We start from the raw sequence: 24141 nt of genomic DNA, 5'->3' as shown, positions 1-24141 counted from the left end.
AGAATAAGTAAAGATTCCACATTTGTAAGAATAAAAAATAGAAAAAATCACATAGTAATTTCTTGACACTTCTTATTTATCTCATTAATATTATGTAGACCAGTTGTTATAATTTTAAAAAAGAGATGATTCTAATGAAGAAGGGCAACAATAAAAGAGAAGCGATTCTAGAGACTGCAACTAAATTATTTCAGCTGCAAGGATTCCATGCTACTGGGCTCAATCAAATTATTGATGAGAGTGGTGCTCCGAAAGGCTCCTTGTACTATCATTTTCCGAATGGGAAGGAAGAAATTGCTTTAGAAGCAATCAATCGAATGAGAGAGCTAGTAGTGGAAAAAATGAAAGAGGACTTATATGGTGGTGATACACCTGTGTCTGCTTTTCAACAACATGTGAATTCTATCGCAAATGAATTTGATCAAATGGGATGTAGTGCACTTGAAGGCTTGCAAATTAGTCTGATTGCTTCTGAAACAGCGTTAACACATGAAACGCTGCGCTTGGCATGCGATGCTACATTTACAGATTGGCAGGCGCTTTATACGAATCGATTAGAGGATTTTGGCTTTGAAAAAGAGCTGGCAAAAGAGTTGGGAATTACGTTAAATGCAATGATAGAAGGTGGATGCATGCTTGCTCTAACGAATAAGAGTAGTAACCCGCTTCGATGCATTTCGAATCAAATAGCAGTGCTGTTAAAACAGTAATTTCTATGGATATTAAAGGAGGAAAAGGAATATGACAATGGATATTCCCGCTAAAGGCGAAACAATGGGAAAAAGTGAGTTTAAGACAGTTCCTATTATCGCATCTTTTTTAATTGCGGGCTTTGTTGGATTATTTAGTGAAACGGCACTGAATATGGCATTAAATACAATTATTACAGATTTTGGTATTAAGGAAACTACCGTACAATGGTTAACAACAGGATTTTTATTAACGCTAGGTATATTAGTTCCTGTATCTGGACTTATTTTACAATGGTTTACAACAAGACAGTTATTTATAACTTCCCTTATCTTTTCTATTTCTGGGACAATAATAGGGGCGATCGCACCGACATTCACTATATTAATGATTGCCCGTATTGTTCAGGCTGTTGGAACAGCGCTATTATTACCACTAATGTTTAACACGATTCTAGTATTAATCCCGCCGCATAAGCGTGGAAAAGTAATGGGAATGATGGGACTAGTAATTAGTTTTGCTCCGGCAGTAGGACCAACTATTTCTGGTTTAATCCTTCGCTCCCTTACATGGCATTGGATTTTCTGGGTATCCCTCCCATTATTAATTGTTGCACTTATTTTTGGTACTGTATCTATGCAAAATGTAACAACACCAACGAAGCCTAAGATAGATATCCTATCGATTATTCTATCGACAATTGGATTCGGTGGAATTGTTTATGGGTTCAGTAATGCTGGAGAAGGAGGAGGCTGGGGAAGCCCAGTAGTGATTCTTTCTATCGGAATAGGGCTTATTGCATTAATCATTTTCTCTATTCGTCAAGTGAAAATGAAACAGCCAATGATGAATTTAAGTACTTTTAAATACCCGATGTTTGTATTAGGATTATTACTTCTTATGATTATTATGATGGTAATGCTTTCGTCTATGATCCTATTACCACTGTATTTACAAAACGTTCTCGCATTAAGCACATTTACAGCAGGATTGCTTCTTCTTCCTGGTGGATTAATAAATGGACTCCTATCTCCTATTATGGGTAGTCTTTTTGATAAGTTTGGACCTAAATGGTTAGTTATTCCGGGCCTTGCGCTAGCAACTGTTGCATTATTTGGATTCTCAACCATTGATATTGATACATCATCAGGTTTAATTATTGGGCTTCTGATTGTATTGATGATCGGTGTATCTATGGTAATGATGCCAGCGCAAACAAATGGTCTAAACCAATTGCCGCCAGAATTGTATCCACATGGAACAGCGATTATGAATACATTGCAACAAGTTGGCGGTGCGATAGGAACGGCGATTGCGATTTCTTTATTAACTACAGGTTCAAGCAATTATTTAAGTGATGCAGCGGATATGACCAATCCATTAACTCCATTGCTTGCCTTTACAGCAGGGGTACAAAAATCATTTAGCTTTGCGATTATCGTGGCTATAATTGGTCTTGTTCTAGCTTTCTTTATTAAACGTGTGAAAGTAGATCATCCATCTCATTAATGAAAATAACCATTATATCGCAAATAAAACGATTGGAAGAACAAGGATTAGCAATTTCAAGTGCTAATCCAATGCTTTCAATCGTTTTTCTTCAATTTAAACCATGCCACCATTTACACGAATTGTCTGTCCAGTAATCCAGCGAGCGTCGTCGCTTACAAGGAAGGCAACAACTTTGGCAATATCATCTGTTTCTCCAAAACGGCCAAATGCATTGAGCCTTTTTAGATTTTCTAATTGTTCAGTACTTTTGCCATACATAAACAGCTCTGTGTTTGTAGGGCCAGGTGAAACGGTATTTATCGTAATATTTTTTGGACCAAATTCCTTTGATAGCTGTCTTGTAATCTGTTCAACAGCCCCTTTTGTTGCAGCATACAGGCTATACCCCGGGAACATCATCCCAGCTACAGAAGTAGAGAAATTAACGATTTTTCCGTTTTGTTCCATATATTTAAGAGCCTGCTGGCATGCAAAATAAGTTCCTTTCACATTGATGGAGAAATGGAGATCAAATTGTTCTTCTGTAACATCCCTTAAAGGGAGTGTATGCATAATGCCTGCGTTATTAACTAATATGTCTATTTTTCCAAAACGATGAAGACTTTCTGTAAATAAGCGTTCTACTTCTTTGATTTTGCTGACATCTGCTTGAACTGCTACTGCTTCTCCACCGTTTTTCACGATTGTTGCAACAACTTCCTGTGCCTTCTCAGCACTATTTGCATAGTTGATAATCACCTTAGCCCCTAATTGAGCAAGTTCTTCTGCAATGCTGCTACCTATTCCTCTAGATGCACCAGTAATAATGGCAACTTTGTCTTTTAAGTGATTCATATGATTCCTCCAGTAGTTATTTCTTTCATCCTTTAGGATGATGTGATTTTATTATAAATAAGCATGAAACAAGTAGGATAGAAGATTCATGTTTAATCTTTGCCTAATTCTCCAAATAAGATGTAAAATGAATGAAAAAAATCGAGGAGGGTTTTATGAGGAATCTACAAAGAGAATTAATACAAATAATAGAAAAGCATATTAAAATCGATGGCACACATGAAACGAAGATTGACCATTTAAGTATTATTCGAGCTTCTACCTTAACAGAGCCATTGCATTCTATTATAGAGCCATCTGTTTGTTTCATTGTGCAAGGGGCAAAAATAGTCATGCTTGGTGAGGAAATATTTCGTTATGATTCCAGTCAGTATCTTATCACATCTGTTCATTTGCCTATTAGAGGGAAAATTACAGAGGCTACGGAAGAAAATCCATATTATTGTATAAGGCTTGGGTTCACGACAGAACAGATTTTAGAAGCAGTCACCAATCAAAAGGAAGGAGACTCTCTCCCGCCTAAAAGGGCAATGCTAGTAAATAAAGCTACCCCAGATATGACAGAGGCCTTAAGTAGATTACTGAAGCTGCTCGACTCACCAAAAGATATTTCTGTTCTTGCACCACTCTATCAAAAAGAAATTTTATACCGAATTATGCAAAATGAGGATGGAGACCATATGAAGCAATACGCCATCTTAGGAAGTCATTCTCAAACCATAAAAGAGGTTATCCAAGTGATTAATCATGGATATGATAAACCACTTCGGGTAGAGGAATTAGCCAAATTTGCAAATATGAGCCTTTCTTCTTTCCATCATTATTTTAAATTAATTACAGGAATGTCTCCTTTGCAGTTTCAAAAAATGATTCGGTTGCAGGAAGCGCGTAGGTTATTGCTGTCTGAAGGATTAGAAGCTGCTGAAGCAGCTTTTCAGGTTGGCTATGAAAGTCCATCTCAGTTTAGTAGAGAATACAGCAAACTTTTTGGTCTACCACCAAAAAGTGATATAAAGCAATTGCAAATAAATCTTCGTAACAGAAGACCTGCTTATTTGTAATCCAACTAGCAGGTCTTTTCTTTCGATTAATTATTAGTATTTCTAATAATTATCATCACTAATATATATTTTACTAATGATAAAAAACCTTATAAGGTAAGGAGGAAGGAACTAATTTAGAAGGAAGGGTCCATATGGAGACGAACGATAAGACACATGCAAAACGCTATGGATGGATAATGGGGGTTGGAATCACCTTGGTAATTGCTGTTTTTGCAAAATATTTAGCGGAGGCATTACCAATCCTATCTATTATGGGGCCATTAGTGCTTGCGATATTGATAGGAATGGCTTGGCGGGCATTATTTGGATTAAAGGTGAAATTCGAAAAAGGGATAGCATTTTCGAATAAACGATTATTGCGGCTGGGAATCATTCTTTTGGGAATGCGCCTTAATCTTTTCGATATATATCATGCTGGGATGAATATTATTATTATTGCAATTGTAGTAATCGTTTTTACTCTATTTTCTGTATATGGTTTGACTCAATTTTTTAAAGTCGAGAAAAAAATAGGGATATTAACTGCCTGTGGAACCGCCATTTGTGGGGCGGCGGCTGTAGCTGCGATTGCAGTTCCCTTAAAAGCGAAAGAGGAGGAAACAGCTGTTGCAGCTGCTACTGTAGCTATTTTAGGTACAATTTTTACACTAATCTATACGGTCCTTTATTCCGTTTTGCCTTTGACTTCAAAGGAATATGGAATTTTTGCAGGGAGTACCCTTCATGAGGTGGCTCATGTTATCGCTGCAGCCTCGATTGGCGGAGATGGCACGGTGGATATGGCGGTTATTGTAAAGTTAACACGCGTTGCATTATTAGTGCCAGTAGCAATTATTATCGGTCTCCTTTTCTCTGATAAAGAAGATGGAAATAAATCGAAGAAAGTATTATTTACTATTTTTCCTTGGTTCATTCTTGGGTTTCTTATTATGAGTGGAATAAATACGCTTGGTATTGTTCCTAAAGCAATCACTGCAGCTTTGATCGATCTAGCGTATCTTTTTATTGGGATGGCCATGGCTGGATTGGGGCTTCAAGTAGAGGGAAAGACGTTTAAAAAACTTGGTATAAAGCCGTTTATAGCTGGTCTGATTGGTTCTGTATTATTATCCTTTATAGGGTATGCGCTTGTGAAGCTTCTTTGGTGATTCTATTCTTAAAGGAAGGGAAGATCCCAATTTAATTATATAATATAATGCGTCATAAATCTGAGCATAGAATGAAAATAGTCAAGTTGTTATTCTAGACATTTCCTTTTTAAATAATTATATTATATAACATCTAGCTTGATGGAAGGAATTAAGGTAAATGAATAAAAAAACAAATTTTCTCATCTTTCTTTTAGCGATTAGCTGTGGAGCAGTTGTCGCTAATATTTATTATGCCCAGCCAATTATCCAATTTATTTCCGCAGATTTACAGATTTCTTCTAATTTTTCTGGACTTTTAACAACTTTAACGCAAATAGGATATGGCGCTGGTTTATTTTTTTTAGTGCCGATGGCAGATTTATACAAAAGTAAGCGAATAATCGTCTTTCTATTAGGACTGACCATCCTTTCATTAATTGGCGCTTTATTATCAACAAATGGCTATCTCTTTTTGTTTATTGTTACCATTATTGGAATCGGTGCAAGTGCAGCTCAAATGCTTGTTCCGTTAACGATGAAAATTGTACAGAAAGAAGAAGCTGGAAATTATATCGGAAAAGTAATGAGTGGGCTTTTAATCGGAATTATGATTGCGCGTCCATTTTCTATTGCTATTACAGAGTGGCTAGGATGGAGAATGGTCTATCTATTTTCTTTCCTACTCTTAGTTTCTATTTTGCTCTTATTATTAAAATTTTTACCAGACTTTGAAGTAGAGTCTAACCTTGGTATAACCTATCCTGGTTTATTGCGTTCTATGGTCAGAGTACTGTTAGATACACCTCCTTTACAGCAAAGAGCATTTTATCATGCATGCATATTTGCTACTTTCAGTCTGTATTGGACAGTTATGCCGATACTATTAAGATCTGAGTCCTTGCATTTCACGAATAATGAAATTGCGCTTATTGGATTTGTTGCTATAGCGGGGGCGTTATTGACTCCTTATATTGGGAAGTTAGCGGATAAAGGATATATTTATATTATGACAAATGTATCAATGGGGCTAGTTATTCTTTCTATCGTTCTCCTATTTTTTGTCCGAGATCACTCTTTTATAAGTATTACGCTCATCGTTTTTTCTGGTATCGTTCTAGATATCGGGGTAGCAGGAAATATGCTATTAGGTCAAAAGGTTATTTATAGCTTAAACCCATCCATCAGGAATCGATTGAATGGTTTGTATATGACAATCTTCTTCTTAGGAGGTGCTTTTGGCTCTTGGATTGGAAGCTATAGCTATTATCAATTTAGTCCGGAAACTGCTTTACTCTTTGCGATTGCTTTTCCTATGCTTGCGTTTATTGTGCATATTTGGAAAGGTCGTGGCACTTTAACAAAGGCTATTGGCTAGTTAGCAAACTTCAAATGGAAAAAAATGAATGGAAAATTTTTAGATTTAGCCATTCATTTTTCTTCTCCCCCTTCTTATTTTAATCTTCTTTGAAATAAACATTTTCCATAAAATCAAATGACTGTATAGATAATGCGAATGGTATTTTTCTTTTCCTATGATTATTCTTCGTTATTTACCAAATACTAGTTGTATTCTGATACATCTTTAGGAGGTTTAATAGTGAATAAAGAAGAAAGCGAATATGATAAAAGGGTTCTTCATTTACATGGCATGAATGAAATAAGGCTAATGGAAATAAGAAATCCTCGAACCCAATATAAAAATAAATTTTTTAATCCTCGTAAGAATGGTAAGTATCTGTTTCGTTCAGGGTATGGTTTACATGTGAGAAATTTGCATGCCTCTCGTAGTATATACGTAAAAATGAGAGAACATCCTATTTTTACTACTCTAACTGCTATCAGTATAGGAACAATTGTCTTAAAAGCAATGAAAAATGCAAAAAAATAACGGGAGGATACCTGCTGTTGTTTTTTTAATTGATAACCGTTCAGGTTAAAAGGAGAGTCAGAAATGTCAACAAAATCAAAAATACCTTCAGAAAAAGGAATAGATAAAACTGTCACTCTACTAAAAGAAGGATATTTATTTATTAATAAAAGAATGGATAAGTATAAAACGGATATTTTTAAGGTGCGTTTATTGGGGCAACAAGTTATTTGTATAAGAGGAGAAGAAGCTGTGAAGGTCTTTTATGACACGGAGAAGTTTCAACGTAAAGGTGCTGCTCCAATGCGTGTGCAACAATCATTGTTTGGGAAAAATGCGATTCAAAGCTTGGATGGTGAAAAACATCTTCACAGAAAGCTGCTCTTTATGTCATTATTGACACCTGCTCATCAACAAAAACTAGCTGCTCTTACAACAGAATATCTTGCTGATGTTATGAAACAGTGGGAAAATGCTGATCAAGTTGTTTTATTTGATGAAATGAAGCATCTTTTATGTAAAGTAGCTTGTCAGTGGGCAGGAGTTCCGCTTACAGAAACAGAAGTGACAGAACGTGGGGACGATTTTATCGCAATGGTTTATGCTTTTGGAACAATTGGTCCCGAGCATTGGAAAGGAAGAATGGCTCGTAATCGAGCAGAACGATGGATAAGGGATTTGATGGAAAATGTACGCAATGGAAAGGTGGAAACGGAGCAAGGAACTGCTCTACATGAAATGGCTTTTTATAAAAAAATGGATGGAACACAGCTTGATACGCAAATGGCAGCTATCGAATTAATTAATGTGTTAAGACCAATTGTAGCTATTTCTACTTTTATTACGTTTGCTGCATTAGCTATGCATCAGTATGTGGAAGAAAAAGAAAAACTTCGTTATGCTGATAATCATTATATAGAAATGTTTATCCATGAAGTACGTCGATATTATCCCTTTGGACCATTTCTTGGTGCCCGTGTACGAAATAACTTTACTTGGAGCGGTCATTCCTTCCAAAAAGGGACACTTGTGTTATTGGATATATATGGGACTAATCATGATAATCGTCTATGGGAAAATCCAAATCAATTTAATCCTGGCCGATTTGAAAATTGGAAAGGCGGATTATTTGATTTTATTCCACAAGGTGGAGGAGACCCAGCAAAAGGACACCGTTGCCCTGGAGAAGGGGTTACTGTCGAATTGATGAAAGAAGTTTTACGAGCTCTTTCAACAAAAATGGAATATGACGTACCGAATCAAGATTTACAATATAATTTAAGTAAGATGCCAACATTGCCAAAGAGTGGATTTATTATGAATAATATTAAAAAGTTGGTAGAATAGCACCTATTAAAGAAACTTGAACTGTTTTTCTTGGACAGGACAAGTTTCTTTTGCTTATTTCGAAGTTGATGTATGATTTTTTTTTTTTTTTTGCGAAAGTGCAGAAAATTCCAATATATATTTTAGTTAAATGGCATAAGCGCGATATAATAATTGTAATAGCAAAAATAGAGATAGATTTTAGGAGAGGAGGGGTCAAATGGTAGGTGAAAGAATAAGACAACTGCGAATACATAAACAGTTAACGCAAAAAGAGCTTACGGAAGGAATCTGTTCGATTACTTATTTGAGTAGGATTGAAAATGGACAAATTAATCCTTCAGAGGAGTTTCTACGTAAAGTATCGAAAAGACTTGGCTATGATTTAACAGAGTTAAGCAGCCCGAATAGAGATGAAAAAACGCTGAGAATTGTAGATAACTACAAACATAAAGGCGAAATATCAGAAGATGAAATCTCTTATTTACATATTCAAACACTGGAATTGAACTCTACGAAAGTAAACCTTCACCTTTATGGTGTACTGTTGCGGTACTATACGACAAAAGGTGAAATAGAGCAGGCAAGAAGTATTTATAGCCTATCCAAAAGATTTATTTCAGGAGAAATGTGTGAGGGGTTAGAGGATGAATACTTTTATTATTTTCTGGCGTGTGGAAACTTCTTTTACTATCTTCAGGATTTTAATTATTCGGTTCATTATTATACGAAGGCAGATCATTTATTAAAAGAAAGGGATAGTCTGGATGCTGCAAAGCTTTATTATAATCTTAGTTTGATAAAGCAAAGAACTCACGCAAATCAAGAAATTAGTATGTATTATTCTAATAAAGCATATGAGATATTTGAAAAATATGAGGAAAAAGAATATATCATTACTGCATTAATTACATTGGGTGTTCAGTATCAACTAAATAATGATTTAGATAATTCAATGGAATGTTTAAAAAAAGCAGAGCGTACTATTTTGGAAGATGAGGAACATGAAAAATTAGCCAGCTATACAGGCATGATACAACATAATATCGGAAGAGTTTATGAGAGGAAAAAGGAATATCCTTCTGCAATCAAATATTATTTAAATAGTATTAAAATATTGGAAAGTCTTTCGTTTGAATTACAAATTGTTCATCCTTTGAGAAGGCTGGTAGAGATCTATATAGAGCAGAAGGATTGGATCTTAGTGGATAAATACTTGGAAAAGGCTATTGTGATAACAGAAAAATTTCAGCTTAAGCATGATTATATTTTGTTATGTTTATTAAGACTATCGGTTAAGAAATTGCAAGGTAATGAAAGTTTATATGAAAAGGGTATGCAGAAAATGCTAGATTCTGCAATTGAACTAAACCAAGGAATTCTGATTAAAAGAATTACACAAGAGCTTGGTAATCACTATTATGACAAGAAAGCATATAAGAAAGCAGCTGATTATTTAATGAAAGCTTTAGAATATGAGGAGTAAAGTGAATTAGTAGAAAAGTAGTAAAATTTCAGGTGAAAAAACCTTATTAAATGATAGAAAAAATAGTAGAATTTTACTTGTTTTTATAAATAAGCTATTTGGGATAAAATTTCCTTAACAAAAAGATTAAAGAAAAGGAGTGTTTTTTTAAATGAAAAAAATGATCGTAGTCGTAACTGTTCTGGTTACTTTAACATTGGGAGTAAATATTGGTAGTGCGTTGGCTGGACATGAATTACAACCTGGGGCACTTAGTATTGGGAACCAAGAAACGGAGTAACAGATTAATGGTGGAGATGAATAATCAGTTAATGCAACGGATATTTGTAACCTATCAAGATCAAATGAATCGAGATTATTTACAGCCATCAACTTCCCATATTGTCGCGTGTTCCATTGAAAAACATCATAAAAATATAGGGAAAACAAGGGATTCTCTTTTTCACAAAAATACGCTTGCACAGATTTTGTTTGAGGTGTTTGACAAGTTTGAACCAGAATTTATCCAAGCTGTTTCTCCCTTAATTATTAAATTGAATCAAGATGTTGTTACAGGAATACCTAATAATGGCGTTTACAAGTTAGATGCAGATAATGAAATTTTTGTTCAACTAGACCACATCGAGAGCAAGCAATTTCAAGAGGTTGCAGTCCATCAAAAGCAGCTTGGCATAAAGTCTAATTTAGGGATTTCCTATAAACTTTTAAGAAAAGATAAAGAGACATTGGATACTTTAATTAAGGTAATGAAAAAATTAAATTATTTCCTATCCCTGCATGGTGGAGTGGAATCTACGATTGCTATAGCTGATTTTGTATCAGAGCATCAAGAGAAAAAACTACTAATGCCTCCTTATATTTTCATACAGTGGTTGTATCCTACAGGCAATTTTAGGCTTTAGCCGAGAACCTTCGTGACTTCAGTCGTGGGTTGTTGACAGATTCTTTTATCTCACAGTGGCTAAAAATTTATATTAAAACAAAAAGGCGATTGGCACATCGCCTTTTTGTTTTGGATAAAATTTTGCCATTTGTTAAAGGGATCTATATTAAGGATAAGTATAGGGGAGACCTTATACTTTTTTTGCTTTATAAGTCTATTGATTTACGGAAGATTATTATCGTGTTTTGATTTTTCTAAATATTTAAAATAGTAATTGACCTCCTTAATAAGGGGAAGTATAATAATTTTATGTTATAAGAAGTGACATCGAATGACTTTCATCAATTTTTTGACCTTGTTTTCGTCAGAAAATATAACATTTTTTGTCGTGTACAAGCTATACATAATAAGGGGGAAAACAATGCGAAAATGGTGGATGTTAAATGTATCAGCAATTGTAATGTTAGCACTATTGCTTAGTGGTTGTGCTGGTTTTAGTTCAAGTGAAGGAGAAAAATCTAGCAAGGAAGAAGTTAGTTCATTGAATCTGGCGTTAGAATCAGATATACCAGATTTAAATCAAACGAAATCAACGGATGGAACATCTTTTACCATCTTAAATAATGTACTCGAAGGACTTTATCGACTTGATAAGGATAACAAACCTCAACCGGCTATGGCTGAAAGTGTAGATATATCAGAGGATGCATTAACCTATACCTTCCATTTAAGAGAAGGAATTAAATGGAGCAATGGAGAACCAGTAACCGCAGCAGATTTCAAATATGCTTGGTTAAAGACTTTAGATCCAGATACAGCAAGTGAATATGCTTTTATTATTGCTCAATTTGTAAAGGGAGCAACAGAATATAATGCTGGGGAAGCAGATGAATCAGCTGTTGCAGTAGATGCACCAGATGATAAAACACTCATAGTTACATTAAATCAGCCTACACCATTCTTTCTTGATTTAACTGCATTCGTTACCTATTTCCCACTAAATCAAAAGTTTGTGGACGAAGTTGGATATGACAAATATGCACTAACAGCAGACAGCATCCTTTATAATGGCCCCTATGTATTAACCTCATATGATCAAGGAAAAGGCGTTTCATTAGAAAAAAATAAAGAATATTGGGACAAAGATAATGTCGCAGTAGACAAAGTAAATTTAGATGTTATTAAAGAAGCAAGTACCGCTCTAAACTTATATGATTCTGGGAAACTGGATAAAGTTTATTTACAATCTTCAGATGTAAATAGTTATAAAGACAAAGAAGGCTATGGAACAGAAACGATGTTCCGTACTTATTTTACGCAAGTTAATTTACAAGAAAAACCATTTGATAATGAGAAAATTAGACAAGCGTTTCAATTAGCATTTGATCCGAAAATTTTAACAGACACAATTTTAAATAATGGTTCACTACCAGGCACTGGGGTTGTTCCAGCTGGTATTAGCGGAAACAGCTCCTCCACTTATCGCGAAATAGCAGGTGATGTGTTTACACCAGATCCAGCTAAAGCGAAAGAATTACTTGAAGAAGGAATAAAAGAGAGTGGGGAATTACCGCCTATCGAACTGTTGGCATCAGACGATTCTGTTTCTAAAGATACGGCAACATTTTTACAAAGTGAATTTAAGAAGAATCTAGGTGTGGATGTATCTATCGTAACGAAGCCGTTTAGTGGAAGACTGGAAGCAATGCGTGACGGAGATTTCATGATTGCAGTAAATAGATGGGGAGCAGATTATAATGATCCGATGACTTTCATTTATGAATGGCTTGGACAGCCACCATCCGCATCCCGTGGCTATTTTGAAGATAGCAAGTATCAAGAATTGGTGCTAGCTGCTCAAACGGAAACAGATGTAGATAAACGAATTGACTTATTTGTCGAGGCAGAAAAAATTCTGATTGATAAAGGAATTGTTGGCCCACTTTACTTTGATGGCAGAGCCTTTATGATCAATCCTAAAGTTAAAGGGTTAGAATTGCCCCCTGGTGGTTCATTAGAATTAAAGTATGTAACAATTGAAAAATAAACATGGAGATAGGAGGGATATTTTTTCCCTCCTAATCTATTAGAGCGTTCCAAAAGATAGAAAAGTTTAGTAAGCATGATCTTCTTTAGAAGATAATAAGTGTCTTTTCATGGAAAGAGGTGTTTTGATGGGGAAATTTATTGGCATAAAAATCTTAAATATCATCATTACGTTATGGATTATTGCAACGATTACTTTTTTCCTGATGAAGCTGTTGCCTGGCTCGCCTTTTAATGAAGAAAAATTATCGAGTCTCACAGATGAAGCCAGAATGGAATTTCTAGCAAAATATGAATTAGATAAGCCTGTTTATGTGCAATATGGAAAATATTTAGTGAATCTTGTCAAAGGTGACTTGGGCATTTCCTATTATTATAAAGGGCAGTCTGTTAATGAGCTTTTATCCAGTCGTATTATTCCTTCTGCATTTCTTGGTGTCCAGGCTATCATACTGGGACTATCTATTGGGTTAATTCTAGGTATGATTGCAGCATTAAAACATAATACGGTTTGGGATTATGTCACGATGTTCATAGCAGTAATTGGTGTATCTGTTCCGAACTTTGTTTTTGCTGCCCTATTACAATATGTAGTGGCTTTAAAATGGGGCCTATTCCCTGTAGCGTTTTGGGAAGGATATGATAGTTCAATCCTCCCATCGATAGCATTATCATTAATGATTATCGCGCTTGTTTCCCGATTTACGCGAACAGAAATGCTAGATGTTTTACAGCAGGATTATATTCTAACAGCTAAATCAAAAGGGCTTAGTCAATGGGCGGTTATTATCAAGCATGCTGTGCGAAATGCGATGATTCCCGTAATCACAATTCTAGGACCAGTTGCGGTTAGTATTTTAACTGGATCATTAGTCATTGAAAATATTTTTAGTATTCCTGGCATTGGTAGTCTCTTTGTGGATTCGATTAAGTTTAATGATTATACAACGATTATGGGAGTAACACTATTTTACAGTGCCTTTTTTATTCTAACAATGCTTGTTATCGATCTTTTATATAGTGTAATTGATCCAAGAATTCGAATTAGCGGATTAAAGGGGTGAAGATAAATGGCAGAACCAAATCGTAAAATTGATCAGTTACCCGACGAACTGTTCAAAGTAGTTGGAAGGAAACAGGAGGAGCTAGAACAAATATCACAGCACTCTTTTTCTTTTATGAAAGATGCATGGATCCGCATAAAAAAGAACAAGGCGGCTATTGCTAGCTTAGTTGTTTTATTATTAATTCTTTTGCTTGCGATTTTTGGTCCTTATCTGAACGGCTATACCTATTATCAAACGGATTATGATAAAACCTATCAACCTCCTAACGGAGAACATTGGCTCGGTACCGATAAGTTTGGAAGAGATCAATGGACAAGAATTTGGGAAGGGACAAGAATATCTTTATATATTGCCCTTTTAGCTAGTGTCCTTGACTTAGCAATTGGGGTAACCTTTGGTTCGATTTCTGCATTAATCGGTGGGAAAGTTGACAGCATGATGCAGCGAGTTATTGAAATTCTTATGGGCATTCCCCACTTGGTTATTGTCATCCTATTAATCATGATGATGAAGCCAGGGATTTTTACCATCACGGTTGCAATGGTTATTACAGGTTGGGTTAATATGGCTAGGATTGTAAGAGCACAGATTTTAAAATATAAAAATCAAGAATTCGTTCTTGCAGCGCGTTCTTTAGGGGCAGGAAATAAACGGATTATTGTCAATCACATGATTCCTAATACGATTGGCTTAATTATTATTAATATGATGTTTACCATTCCAAGCGCTATTTTTACGGAAGCATTTTTAAGTTTTATTGGACTCGGATTACAAGAACCGGCAGCTTCCCTTGGAGTTTTGATAAACGATGGTTTCCACTCCATGCGAAATCAATTTTACTTATTGATTTATCCAGCTATCATCATCACAGGATTAATGGTGAGCTTTAACCTATTAGCAGATGGATTAAGAGATGCTTTTGATCCCAAATTGAGAAAGTAGTTCAGAGCAGCTATACATAATGATAGAATGATAGACTTTTTGGGGAGGCATAGAAAATGGAGACAATTTTAGAAGTGAAGGATTTGCACATTTCCTTTAAAACATATGCCGGGACAGTTCAAGCGATAAGAGGAGTTGATTTTTCTCTAAAGAAAGGAGAAACACTCGCAATTGTAGGAGAATCTGGCTCAGGAAAATCGGTAACCTCTAGAGCGATAATGAAATTGTTACCAGAAGGAATCTCGAATATTAGCAAAGGGGAGATTCTATTTAATGGGCAAGATTTAGTTTCCCTATCTGAAAGAAAGATGCAAAATATTCGTGGCTCCGAAATTTCGATGATTTTTCAGGATCCAATGACTGCTCTTAATCCAACGATGAAGGTTGGATTGCAAGTAGTAGAAAGTGTAAGAAAGCATCGGAAAATAGCGAATAAAGAAGCGAAGAAAATAGCATTAGAATTATTTGAGTTAGTCGGAATTCCAAATGCGGAACTAAGATATAATCAATACCCTCATCAATTTTCTGGAGGCATGCGACAACGGATAATGATTGCATTGGCTTTAGCATGTAATCCGAAAATCTTAATTGCAGATGAGCCGACAACTGCACTAGATGTGACTATTCAAGCACAAATTCTCGATTTATTAAAAGATATACAGACGAAAACAGGGACTGCTATCATTTTGATTACACATGATTTAGGAGTTGTTGCCAATATTGCAGACTCTGTTGCTATTATGTATGCTGGGAAAATTGTCGAAAAAGGAACGGTTGATGAAATATTTTATGATCCAAGGCATCCTTATAATTGGGGACTGTTAAGTTCTATGCCGAACTTAGATACGAAAGGGGAATTAATCTCTATTCCAGGATCACCACCTAACTTAATGAATCCTCCGAAGGGTGATCCATTTGCTGCAAGAAATGAATATGCGATGGCTATTGATTATCAATTAGAACCACCAATGTATCAAATTACTGATACCCATTATGCAGCAAGCTGGCTGCTTCACGAAAAAGCTCCTAAGATTACTCCTCCAGTAAGTGTGAATGAAAAAGGTATTTCTTTAGTCCAGAAATCACCGGAGATAGAAGATAAGAAGGTGAATCGATATCTATCTAGTGAGCCAATTATGGAAGTGAAAAATCTTAAAAAGTATTTTCCGTTAGATAAAAATCTAACATTAAAAGCGGTTGATGATGTTAGTTTCCACATTATGAAAGGAGAGACACTCGGGCTTGTCGGTGAATCCGGGTGTGGAAAATCAACGACTGGCAGAACCATATTAAAGTTATATGATGCGACATACGGAGATGTCGTTTTTAATAAAAAGAAAATTAATGGAAATGTAAAGAAGGACGAAAAAAAGGAGATACATCGGAAAATGCAGATGGTGTTCCAGGATCCATATGCATCTCTTGATTCACGGAAAACCGTGGAAGATATTATTGCAGAGGGAATGGATATCCATCAATTGTATCAAACGAAAGAGGAAAGGACCGAAAAGGTGAAGGACTTACTGGAATTGGTGGGCCTTCAAAAAGAACATGCAAGCAGATATCCCCATGAATTTTCAGGCGGTCAACGGCAAAGAATTGGAATTGCTCGTGCCTTAGCAGTAGATCCAGAATTTTTGATTTTAGATGAACCTATTTCAGCCTTGGATGTATCCATTCAAGCTCAGGTAGTTAATTTATTGAAAAAGCTTCAAAAGGAAAAAGGGTTAACCTACTTGTTTATTGCCCATGATTTATCGATGGTGAAATATATTAGTGACCGAATTGGTGTGATGTATTTAGGCGGATTAGTGGAACTTGCTCCAGCAGAGGAGTTATATAGTGAACCATTGCATCCATATACAAAGGCATTATTATCAGCTATCCCGATACCGAATCCGAAAGTAGAACGACGTAGAGAACGTATTGTTTTGAATAGTGATCTTCCCAGTGCAATCACTCCCCCAACAGGCTGTAGATTTCGGACTCGTTGTCCGATTGCTACAGAAAAGTGCAAGGAAGTACCAGAGTGGAGAGAGGTAAAGCAAGGAAGATGGGTTGCTTGTCATTATAGTGAAGCAATGGATAATGAAATGGCTTAAGAAGCAAGGAAGCGATTTTTTGATGCTTCCTTGCTTTTTCTAATATAGTAGGTTTTAAAACGGATACATTTTAATAGAATATGAAAATAGTAGCAAGTGGTCCCTGTATTTCTATCTCGTTTTCTCGTATACTAGGAAAATACTAGACGTGTTGGAGGTTGAATAGTGGAATTACATGATTTTCTGTTAATTGTGAAGTATTTTATTTTAGGAGCAATCCAAGGTATAGCTGAGCCTATCCCGATTTCTTCAAGTGGTCATTTGATTATCGCACAAAGGCTACTTGGAATTGAGCAGAGAGGATTATCGTTTGAGATTATTACAAATACAGCTTCTTTAATTGCGATTGTTTTCATTTACCGAAAGGATATAGAGCAATTAATAATGCATAGTTTATTGTATATAAAAACTCGAAAGGAAAGCTATAGAGCTGATTTTCGATTCTCCCTTTATGTAATTATTGGAACAATTCCAGCCGGTGTTGTTGGCGTACTTTTTGGGGATTATATTGCTGATTATTTTACCTCTTTTTATACTATTTCCATTACGTTATTAATTACAGGTATCGCTTTATGGATTATTAGAAATATGCAGGGTGTAAAAAGAGATGGTGATTTATCCGTGAAAGATGCCATTATTGTTGGGTGTGCTCAAATGATTGCTCTTATACCAGGTATTAGCCGATCTGGATCTACTGTTATAGCAGCGATTGGATTGGGAATGAAACAAAGTACAGCATTGCGTTTTTCTTTTATGCTTTACATCCCTGTAAGTCTTGGAGGTGCTATTCTTGGAGTAACGGATATGATTAATAGTCCTGATATAAAAACGTTGGCATTGCCGTATTTTGTTGCTTTTATCAGCTCGCTATTCTTTACCTATTTCTCTGTAAAATGGCTAATGGGGATTATGGAAAAGGGTAATTTAAAATATTTTGCTTATTACTGCTTCATTGTTGGATCGATTTTGTTGGTAATAACTTACTTATTTTAAAAACTTTTTAAGAAATATTTTTACTGAAGAATAAATGGAGGTTGAGACAAAACTAAATGAATAATCTCTATAGACGAACATTTTTTCATACTGGTTATTTATATTTGAAAATATAGTAAACTAATTGGTTCCATTGCGCTACAGACGCTCGATGCGCCGGGGAGGAAGCTGAGCCTCCTCGCTGCGCTGCGGGGTCTAAAGCGTCTCTATTTCCCGCAGGAGTCGAGCGTCCTCCGCTCCATTTTACTTCGTTTTTAAACCATTTCCCCAAATGATAAACACGAACATTTATGCAAATTAATTACCTAAGTGTTCGCGGTTATTGTTAGTTGAAATGCTTATATCCCAGCCTCTTTATTTTTCGCTCATTAGCTTTATTATTCACTTTGAATTCATCACGTATATGGTGATGGCTCCTAGAATCTGCATGTAAATAAAAATAAACCCGAGAAAGTTGCTTTTCTTGAGCCGTATCTGTAATATTATTCACTATTTTTGCCTTCCCTTTTTGAGGGGATAATTCCTAAAAATAGGAATGAGATTCCAAAAAGAATATAAAGACGGGAATTCTTAGAGGAGCTATAATGTTGTTGGAAGTTTGATTCATAACAAACCTTAGAAATATAATTTCTCTTAATATAGACAAAATGTGAACTATCTGTTAATTAAATATGAGCATTTTATGACATTCGTAGTTTGTCAAAAATTCATTCATTATAATAGGGAATAGCATGTAGTTTAATGGAATGGAGGCGAATGGTACCAAATAGATTTTTTTCTTAATCACCCCAAGTTTTTAACCCTTAAATGAACCGGAGATGAAGATATGACCAGATTTTTTAATGGAAAAAAGATCGAGCTTTTAGCTCCTTCTGGTACAATGGATATCTTTAAGGAAGTTGTACAGTCAAATTGCGATGCCATTTATATTGGCGGGCCAAAACTAAATATGAGAATGATTAGGAAGGGATATAATTTTTCTAACGAACAAATTTGTGAAGCTTTGAACATTTCTCGTGAAAAAGGAAAGAAGCTATATGTGACAGTGAATAATTTAGTTAGCAATGAGGAAATAAATGAAGCAGTTGAATATTTAGATTTTCTAAATAGTATTTCGGTTGACGGAATTATTGTGCAAGATTTAGGAATTCTCCAAATCTGCCAAGAGCGAAAGTTCAATCAATTTGAACTTCACTCTTCTGTCATGATGAATGCACATAACCTGGAATTTGTAAAAGCATTGCAGGGATTTGGTGTTTCAAGAGTTGTTTTACCAAGAGAAATGGATTTAAAAACGGCAAAGTTAATTCAAAACCAATTGAATATAGAAACAGAATATTTCATTCATGGTGATATGTGTACAGTCAATGGCTCTAATTGTTATTATAGTTCGTTTATATGGGGGAATAGTTCGAACTGTGGTAGATGTTTTAAGCCATGTAGATGGTCATACCGGATGAAAAAAGATGGATTTGTTTACAACACAGGATTTCCACTAGCCGCTAAAGATATGTATATGTATGAGCATATACCTGAACTGATAGATGCATGTGTTACTTCCTTTAAAATAGAAGGAAGAATGAGGGAAACAGACTTTATTGTTGACTTAGTAAATGCATATGGGGACGCAATCGACCGTTATTTGGAGAATCCACTAGCATTCCAGCGCAAAGAAGGAGCGGAAGAATTATACAAAAATAGAAAACGTGATTTTACAACGGCGTATGCATTTTCAGAACCAGGATTAGATTTTATTAATACCCGTTATGAAGGGACGGGTAAATTTTATTCAACAGGAAAAGTTTTTTCTACTCCTACAGAAGAGCCTAAACTAATAGAACGAACGATTAGCAAAATGGAGGATGAGCTTAGTCACTATAACACCGAAGCGTATCCTTCACAAAAGTTATCTGTGAAGGTAAATAATTTGGAGCAGGCAAAAGCATGTATAGAACTTGGTGTAGAACGAATCTACTTACCAAGTGAGGTTTTATTGCCAGATACACCGTTAACTACAGAGCAGTTAAAGCAATTAGTAGGCATGAAAAATGCGACAGAACTATATTTGGACTTGCCACAAATGATGGATGAATTACAATTTGATATCATCGATCAATATCTAGATATGCATGGTACATACTTTGATGGGTTGTTGGTTTCCAATTTAGGCGCAATTTCAAAATACGGAACAAAGTATAAGATTATTACAGATTATAATATAAACATTTTTAATGCAAAAGCAATGGAATTTTACGAAAGACTTGGGGCGAGTGCATATACAGCCTCTATTGAAATGAAATCAGATCAGTTAGCGAGTTTTATAAGTAGTGCGTATAAGCATGTTGAACTAATTGTACATGGACCATTAAGAGTAATGTACTTAAATCATAATTTATATAATAATGTGGTTGCTTTCTCTAGTGAGGAAAAAGAAGATAATCTTTATGTGGATAATCAAATTCTAACTCTATCTACAGATAAAGGAGAAAATCCTGTTTATATGGATCAAAATCGCAAAAATCATTTGTACACATCGAAGGAATTTTGTTTACTTCCCATTTTAGGTGAACTTCGCTTTGGGGAAAAGTTACGCTGTCGGATTGAAGGACAGACTTATACAACAGAAGAACTAAAGTATATTATAAAAGTGTATCAAGAAGCTCTTGCTTTCCCTGCAAGAAGTAAGGAACTATTTGCTTCTATGTCATCTGTAAGAGCGGGGTATACTGCTGGGTGTTTAACTTACAAGAGTCCAAAGCAAATTCCTCTATTGAATAAATAGATTTGCGAAAGAGATTGCATTGAAAATATTAGGAAGGAGTGATTACGATGAGTTTTAGTGGACCAGCATCTATACTCACTAAAAGAGCAGAATATTTTTTCCCGGCAACGGGCCATTTTTACAAAAATCCGCCTCAGATTGTAAAAGGATACATGCAGTATCTATTTGATCAGCAGAATAAAAGGTATACGGATTTTTATGCAGGAGTCTCTGTAATGAACTGTGGACATTCTAATCCAGAAATTACAAAGAAAACAATCGAACAATTAAATGATTTGCAGCATACGACAACGCTTTATTTAACACAGCCGATGGTTGAACTTGCAGAAAAACTCGCTCTAATTTTACCGGGAGATATAACAAGAACATTCTTTTGTGTAACAGGCTCAGAAGCGAACGAAGGTGCCATGGCATTGGCAAGAATGTTTACGAAAAAACAAGGATTTATTGCATTGCAGGGAGGTCTTCATGGAAGAACGCATCTAACCTTGAGTGTGACTGGAATTCCCATGTGGCGTTTAGACGATCAATTAGTGAAAGAGCATATCTATTTTATCGATCGTCCATACTCTATGGAGGTAAGTCAAGATGACGCGATGGCTCAATCGCTAGCACAATTGGAATTAATTTTAAAAGAACATGGAGAAAACATTGCTGCTATGATTCTGGAGCCTATTCAAGGAAATGGTGGCATTGTTATGTATCCAGAAGATTATTTACAAAAAGTGCAAGCATTGCTGGATGCCTATCAAGTGCTTCTTATAATTGATGAAGTACAGACCGGCTATGGAAGAACGGGGAAAATGTTTGCGGTAGAACATTATGGGATTGTCCCTGATATAATCGTGACTGCGAAGGCTTTAGGAAATGGGATTCCCATATCTACTTTCTCTACCCGAGATGAAATTGCAAATGCATTTACAAAACCGTCAGCTTCCACTTTTGGTGGTAATCCAGTGGCAGCACAAACAGCTTTAAATGTTCTTCAATATATAGAAAATAATCGCTTAGTAGAACAGGCAAATGTATTAGGTGATTATTTAAAAAGAAAGTTACGACAAATAGATTCTCCATTCATTCAAGAAATAAGGGGGACTGGACTAATGATAGGAGTACAAATTCAGTCACTAGATCCAATGATTACATCCGCAGAACGAACAGATGAAATTTTAGAAAAGATAAAAGAAGTTGGATTTTTAATTGGAAAAAACGGTCTAAACAGAGATGTATTAGCTCTTCAGCCACCACTAGTTATAACGAAAGAAGACATCGATGACTTCGTATCATCCTTAGAAAAAGTGCTGCAGACATTGTAATTGGAAGGAGGGATTGCTTTTGCAGCAGTCCCTCTCTTGTGATCTTGGCTGCTTTACTTAAGTCTCTTTTCGTATTGATTTAACCCACGGTCGAAAATTGATAAACATTAAGAAAACAAGGATTTTTCCCTAAAAGAAGCCTATATTATACTTCAAAATTGATTATCGGTGAATTTGAGATAGGTGGTAAATATGAAGATGTCTCAAAAGTACTTGCTATTAATATTTTGGCTTTCGTTTTATTCCCTAATATCCAATGATTATTAACATTCCTATAATCAGTCTCTTAGAAAAATAAATATATTTTTTAATCAGTACCTTGCAATGAATAATACTTGATGATATATTATAAACATGAAGTATTGTTTTTTTTTAGTACTATTTTATATAAGGTACTAATCGATGAATATAGGTAGGTGGAAAAGGTGAATGTACAGTTTAAAAAAGGCGTATTAGAGTTATGTGTGCTTGTACTTTTGGACAAAAAAGATCGCTATGGCTACGAGCTTGTTCAAAAGATATCAAATCAGATTGAAATTTCAGAAGGTTCAGTTTACCCGCTTCTAAGAAGGTTAACAAAGGAAGAGTACTTTACAACCTACTTACAAGAATCAACAGAAGGTCCTTCACGTAAATATTATAAGTTAACAGACAAAGGAAGAACCTATCTTTACGAACTTATTGCTGAGTGGAATGAATTCTCCACAGGTGTAAATCAATTAATAAAAGAAGGTGTGAATAATGACTAAAGAACAATTTTTAAAACAGTTACAGGCTGGATTACAAAAGCTTCCGTCCGAGGAGCAAAAGGATATTATGAATGATTATGAAGAGCATTTTTTTATGGGAATCGAAGAGGGGAAAATGGAGGAAGAAATTGCTCATTCTTTAGGATCACCACAGCAAATTGCAAAGGAATTATTAGCCTCCTATCATCTTGAAAAAGTAGAAAATACGATTTCAACAGGAAATATTTTTCGAGCTATATGGGCAGTGATCGGTTTAGGATTTTTTAATATTGTTATCGTTCTTGGTCCGTTTATTGCATTAACAGCACTTATTGTTTCTGGCTGGATTGTCGGAGCTTCTTTTATCCTTTCTCCAGTACTTGTAGTTGTGGATAGCATGGTACAGCCAAATGGATTTGCGTTTTTCCAATTGTTTATGTCGATTTTACTTGTAGGATTGGGAATTTTTATTGTGATAGGTATGTTCTATATTACTAAACTTTCCATGAAAGGATTCGTCAGATACTTAAACTTCAATGCTAAATTGGTGAAGGGTGGCTTAAAGAATGATTAACTTGAAAAAATTTGTGATTATTGGAATTGTTCTAATTGTAATCGGTGCGATAGGCAGTTTGCTTACATTTCGAGATAATGGAATAGATATCGCGGAAGAAAAAGTGTTCGAAGAAAGTAATATTACTACAATAGAATTAGAGTCAAATAATGCAGGGGTCGAAATTATACCAACGACAGATACAGTAACAAAAGTAGAGGTGTTTGGAAGAGGCTCTAAGGAAACGATGACAAATTTCACTGCTAAGGTAGAAGGAGAGACGCTCGTTGTAAAATGGGAAGAAAGACAGTTTGGGTTTCTTCATCTTGATTTTAATAATTCCCTTACAATAAGGGTTACTTTGCCTGAGAAGCAGTATCAAATAATGACTATTAACAATGATAACGGTAAGGTCCATCTGGCAGATCTAAATATTGACAAGGTTAAAGCAGAAAGTAATAACGGCAGAATCGAAATGAAAAACGTCCAATCACAAAATGTAGAAGTCAAATCTGATAATGGGAGAGTATCACTTGAGCATGTGAGTGGTACTATTAAAGGGAAGTCAAATAATGGAAGAATATTCATGAAAACAGCTACTTTAGATCAACCCATTCAATTAGAAACGAATAATGGGAGAATCGAAATTGAAACAGAAAATGAGCCGACAAATGTAACTTTTGATGTCCGAGTCGATAACGGTAGCATTAACATTTTGGATAAATATAAAGGAAGCACAGTGATTGGGAATGGAGAGAATCTGGTAAAATTAAAAACGAATAATGGAAAAATTCAGGTGTTGAAATAATATAGTCATTTA

General features: G+C 35.3%; 21 protein-coding genes and 1 pseudogene. 21 read left to right on the top strand and 1 reads right to left on the bottom strand.

All coding sequences use genetic code 11. The features are described from left to right. Window positions 1-134 precede the first annotated feature (134 nt). On the top strand, window positions 135-710 hold the full coding sequence (locus AB3U99_RS20645; protein ID WP_400243624.1) for a TetR/AcrR family transcriptional regulator: 576 nt from the start codon (window positions 135-137) through the stop codon (window positions 708-710). 37 nt (window positions 711-747) lie between these two features. Further along, entirely contained in the window at window positions 748-2199 is a 1452-nt protein-coding gene (locus tag AB3U99_RS20640; RefSeq protein WP_400248136.1) for a DHA2 family efflux MFS transporter permease subunit, read from the top strand. Window positions 2200-2295: 96 nt separating this feature from the next. Here the strand turns inward: AB3U99_RS20640 and AB3U99_RS20635 are convergent, their stop codons facing one another. Next, on the bottom strand, window positions 2296-3036 hold the full coding sequence (locus AB3U99_RS20635; RefSeq protein WP_400243623.1) for an SDR family oxidoreductase: 741 nt from the start codon (window positions 3034-3036) through the stop codon (window positions 2296-2298). Window positions 3037-3191: 155 nt separating this feature from the next. Here AB3U99_RS20635 and AB3U99_RS20630 point away from each other — a divergent pair, with 155 nt between their 5' ends. From AB3U99_RS20630 to AB3U99_RS20540, 19 genes and pseudogenes are all read left to right on the top strand, one after another. Further along, window positions 3192-4097, top strand: a complete 906-nt coding sequence (locus AB3U99_RS20630) for an AraC family transcriptional regulator N-terminal domain-containing protein (RefSeq protein ID WP_400243622.1) — start codon at window positions 3192-3194, stop codon at window positions 4095-4097. Window positions 4098-4231: 134 nt separating this feature from the next. After that, a complete protein-coding gene (locus tag AB3U99_RS20625) occupies window positions 4232-5248 on the top strand; it encodes a YeiH family protein (protein ID WP_400243621.1) in 1017 nt (338 codons plus the stop codon). A gap of 160 nt (window positions 5249-5408) precedes the next feature. Next, window positions 5409-6605, top strand: a complete 1197-nt coding sequence (locus AB3U99_RS20620) for an MFS transporter (RefSeq protein ID WP_400243619.1) — start codon at window positions 5409-5411, stop codon at window positions 6603-6605. A gap of 222 nt (window positions 6606-6827) precedes the next feature. Then, window positions 6828-7118 (top strand): hypothetical protein, encoded by a 291-nt coding sequence (locus AB3U99_RS20615; RefSeq protein ID WP_400243617.1) that lies wholly within the window; start codon window positions 6828-6830, stop codon window positions 7116-7118. Window positions 7119-7181: 63 nt separating this feature from the next. Then, a complete protein-coding gene (locus AB3U99_RS20610; protein WP_400243616.1) occupies window positions 7182-8444 on the top strand; it encodes a cytochrome P450 in 1263 nt (420 codons plus the stop codon). Window positions 8445-8643: 199 nt separating this feature from the next. Continuing rightward, window positions 8644-9909, top strand: a complete 1266-nt coding sequence (locus AB3U99_RS20605; RefSeq protein WP_400243615.1) for a helix-turn-helix domain-containing protein — start codon at window positions 8644-8646, stop codon at window positions 9907-9909. A gap of 151 nt (window positions 9910-10060) precedes the next feature. Beyond that, window positions 10061-10189, top strand: coding sequence for a hypothetical protein (locus AB3U99_RS20600; RefSeq protein WP_400243614.1), 129 nt, complete (start codon window positions 10061-10063; stop codon window positions 10187-10189). Between the two features lie 7 nt (window positions 10190-10196). Further along, the gene (locus AB3U99_RS20595) at window positions 10197-10811 is read left to right on the top strand and encodes a hypothetical protein (protein ID WP_400243613.1); all 615 of its coding nucleotides are present in this window, start codon (window positions 10197-10199) and stop codon (window positions 10809-10811) included. Between the two features lie 402 nt (window positions 10812-11213). Then, window positions 11214-12839, top strand: a complete 1626-nt coding sequence (locus AB3U99_RS20590; protein ID WP_400243612.1) for a peptide ABC transporter substrate-binding protein — start codon at window positions 11214-11216, stop codon at window positions 12837-12839. A 127-nt stretch (window positions 12840-12966) separates the two neighbouring features. Further along, on the top strand, window positions 12967-13902 hold the full coding sequence (locus AB3U99_RS20585) for an ABC transporter permease (protein WP_400243611.1): 936 nt from the start codon (window positions 12967-12969) through the stop codon (window positions 13900-13902). Window positions 13903-13908: 6 nt separating this feature from the next. After that, window positions 13909-14847, top strand: a complete 939-nt coding sequence (locus tag AB3U99_RS20580) for an ABC transporter permease (protein ID WP_400243610.1) — start codon at window positions 13909-13911, stop codon at window positions 14845-14847. 56 nt (window positions 14848-14903) lie between these two features. Beyond that, complete coding sequence (locus AB3U99_RS20575) at window positions 14904-16949, top strand: dipeptide ABC transporter ATP-binding protein (RefSeq protein WP_400243609.1); 2046 nt, start codon at window positions 14904-14906, stop codon at window positions 16947-16949. A 165-nt stretch (window positions 16950-17114) separates the two neighbouring features. Beyond that, window positions 17115-17942, top strand: coding sequence for an undecaprenyl-diphosphate phosphatase (locus AB3U99_RS20570; protein WP_400243608.1), 828 nt, complete (start codon window positions 17115-17117; stop codon window positions 17940-17942). Window positions 17943-18768: 826 nt separating this feature from the next. After that, on the top strand, window positions 18769-20724 hold the full coding sequence (locus AB3U99_RS20565) for a U32 family peptidase (protein WP_400243607.1): 1956 nt from the start codon (window positions 18769-18771) through the stop codon (window positions 20722-20724). Window positions 20725-20771: 47 nt separating this feature from the next. After that, window positions 20772-22040: an aspartate aminotransferase family protein gene (locus AB3U99_RS20560; protein WP_400243606.1), complete on the top strand. Its 1269-nt coding sequence runs from the start codon at window positions 20772-20774 to the stop codon at window positions 22038-22040. Between the two features lie 122 nt (window positions 22041-22162). Beyond that, window positions 22163-22300, top strand: a pseudogene (locus tag AB3U99_RS20555) (PD-(D/E)XK nuclease family transposase); the annotation flags it as partial. A 165-nt stretch (window positions 22301-22465) separates the two neighbouring features. Beyond that, the gene (locus tag AB3U99_RS20550) at window positions 22466-22789 is read left to right on the top strand and encodes a PadR family transcriptional regulator (RefSeq protein ID WP_254415754.1); all 324 of its coding nucleotides are present in this window, start codon (window positions 22466-22468) and stop codon (window positions 22787-22789) included. Then, window positions 22782-23342, top strand: coding sequence for an HAAS signaling domain-containing protein (locus tag AB3U99_RS20545; RefSeq protein WP_400243605.1), 561 nt, complete (start codon window positions 22782-22784; stop codon window positions 23340-23342). Before AB3U99_RS20550 ends, AB3U99_RS20545 begins: the two co-directional genes overlap by 8 nt. Then, window positions 23335-24129, top strand: coding sequence for a DUF4097 family beta strand repeat-containing protein (locus tag AB3U99_RS20540; RefSeq protein WP_400243604.1), 795 nt, complete (start codon window positions 23335-23337; stop codon window positions 24127-24129). The genes AB3U99_RS20545 and AB3U99_RS20540 overlap by 8 nt, the downstream gene beginning before the upstream one ends. The last annotated feature ends 12 nt before the right edge of the window (window positions 24130-24141 follow it).

Origin of the sequence: Niallia tiangongensis (assembly GCF_044704065.1) — a bacterium.
In the GTDB taxonomy this organism is placed as follows: Bacteria; Bacillota; Bacilli; order Bacillales; family Cytobacillaceae; genus Niallia; species Niallia tiangongensis.
This window is presented reverse-complemented; position numbering and strand designations above follow the sequence as displayed.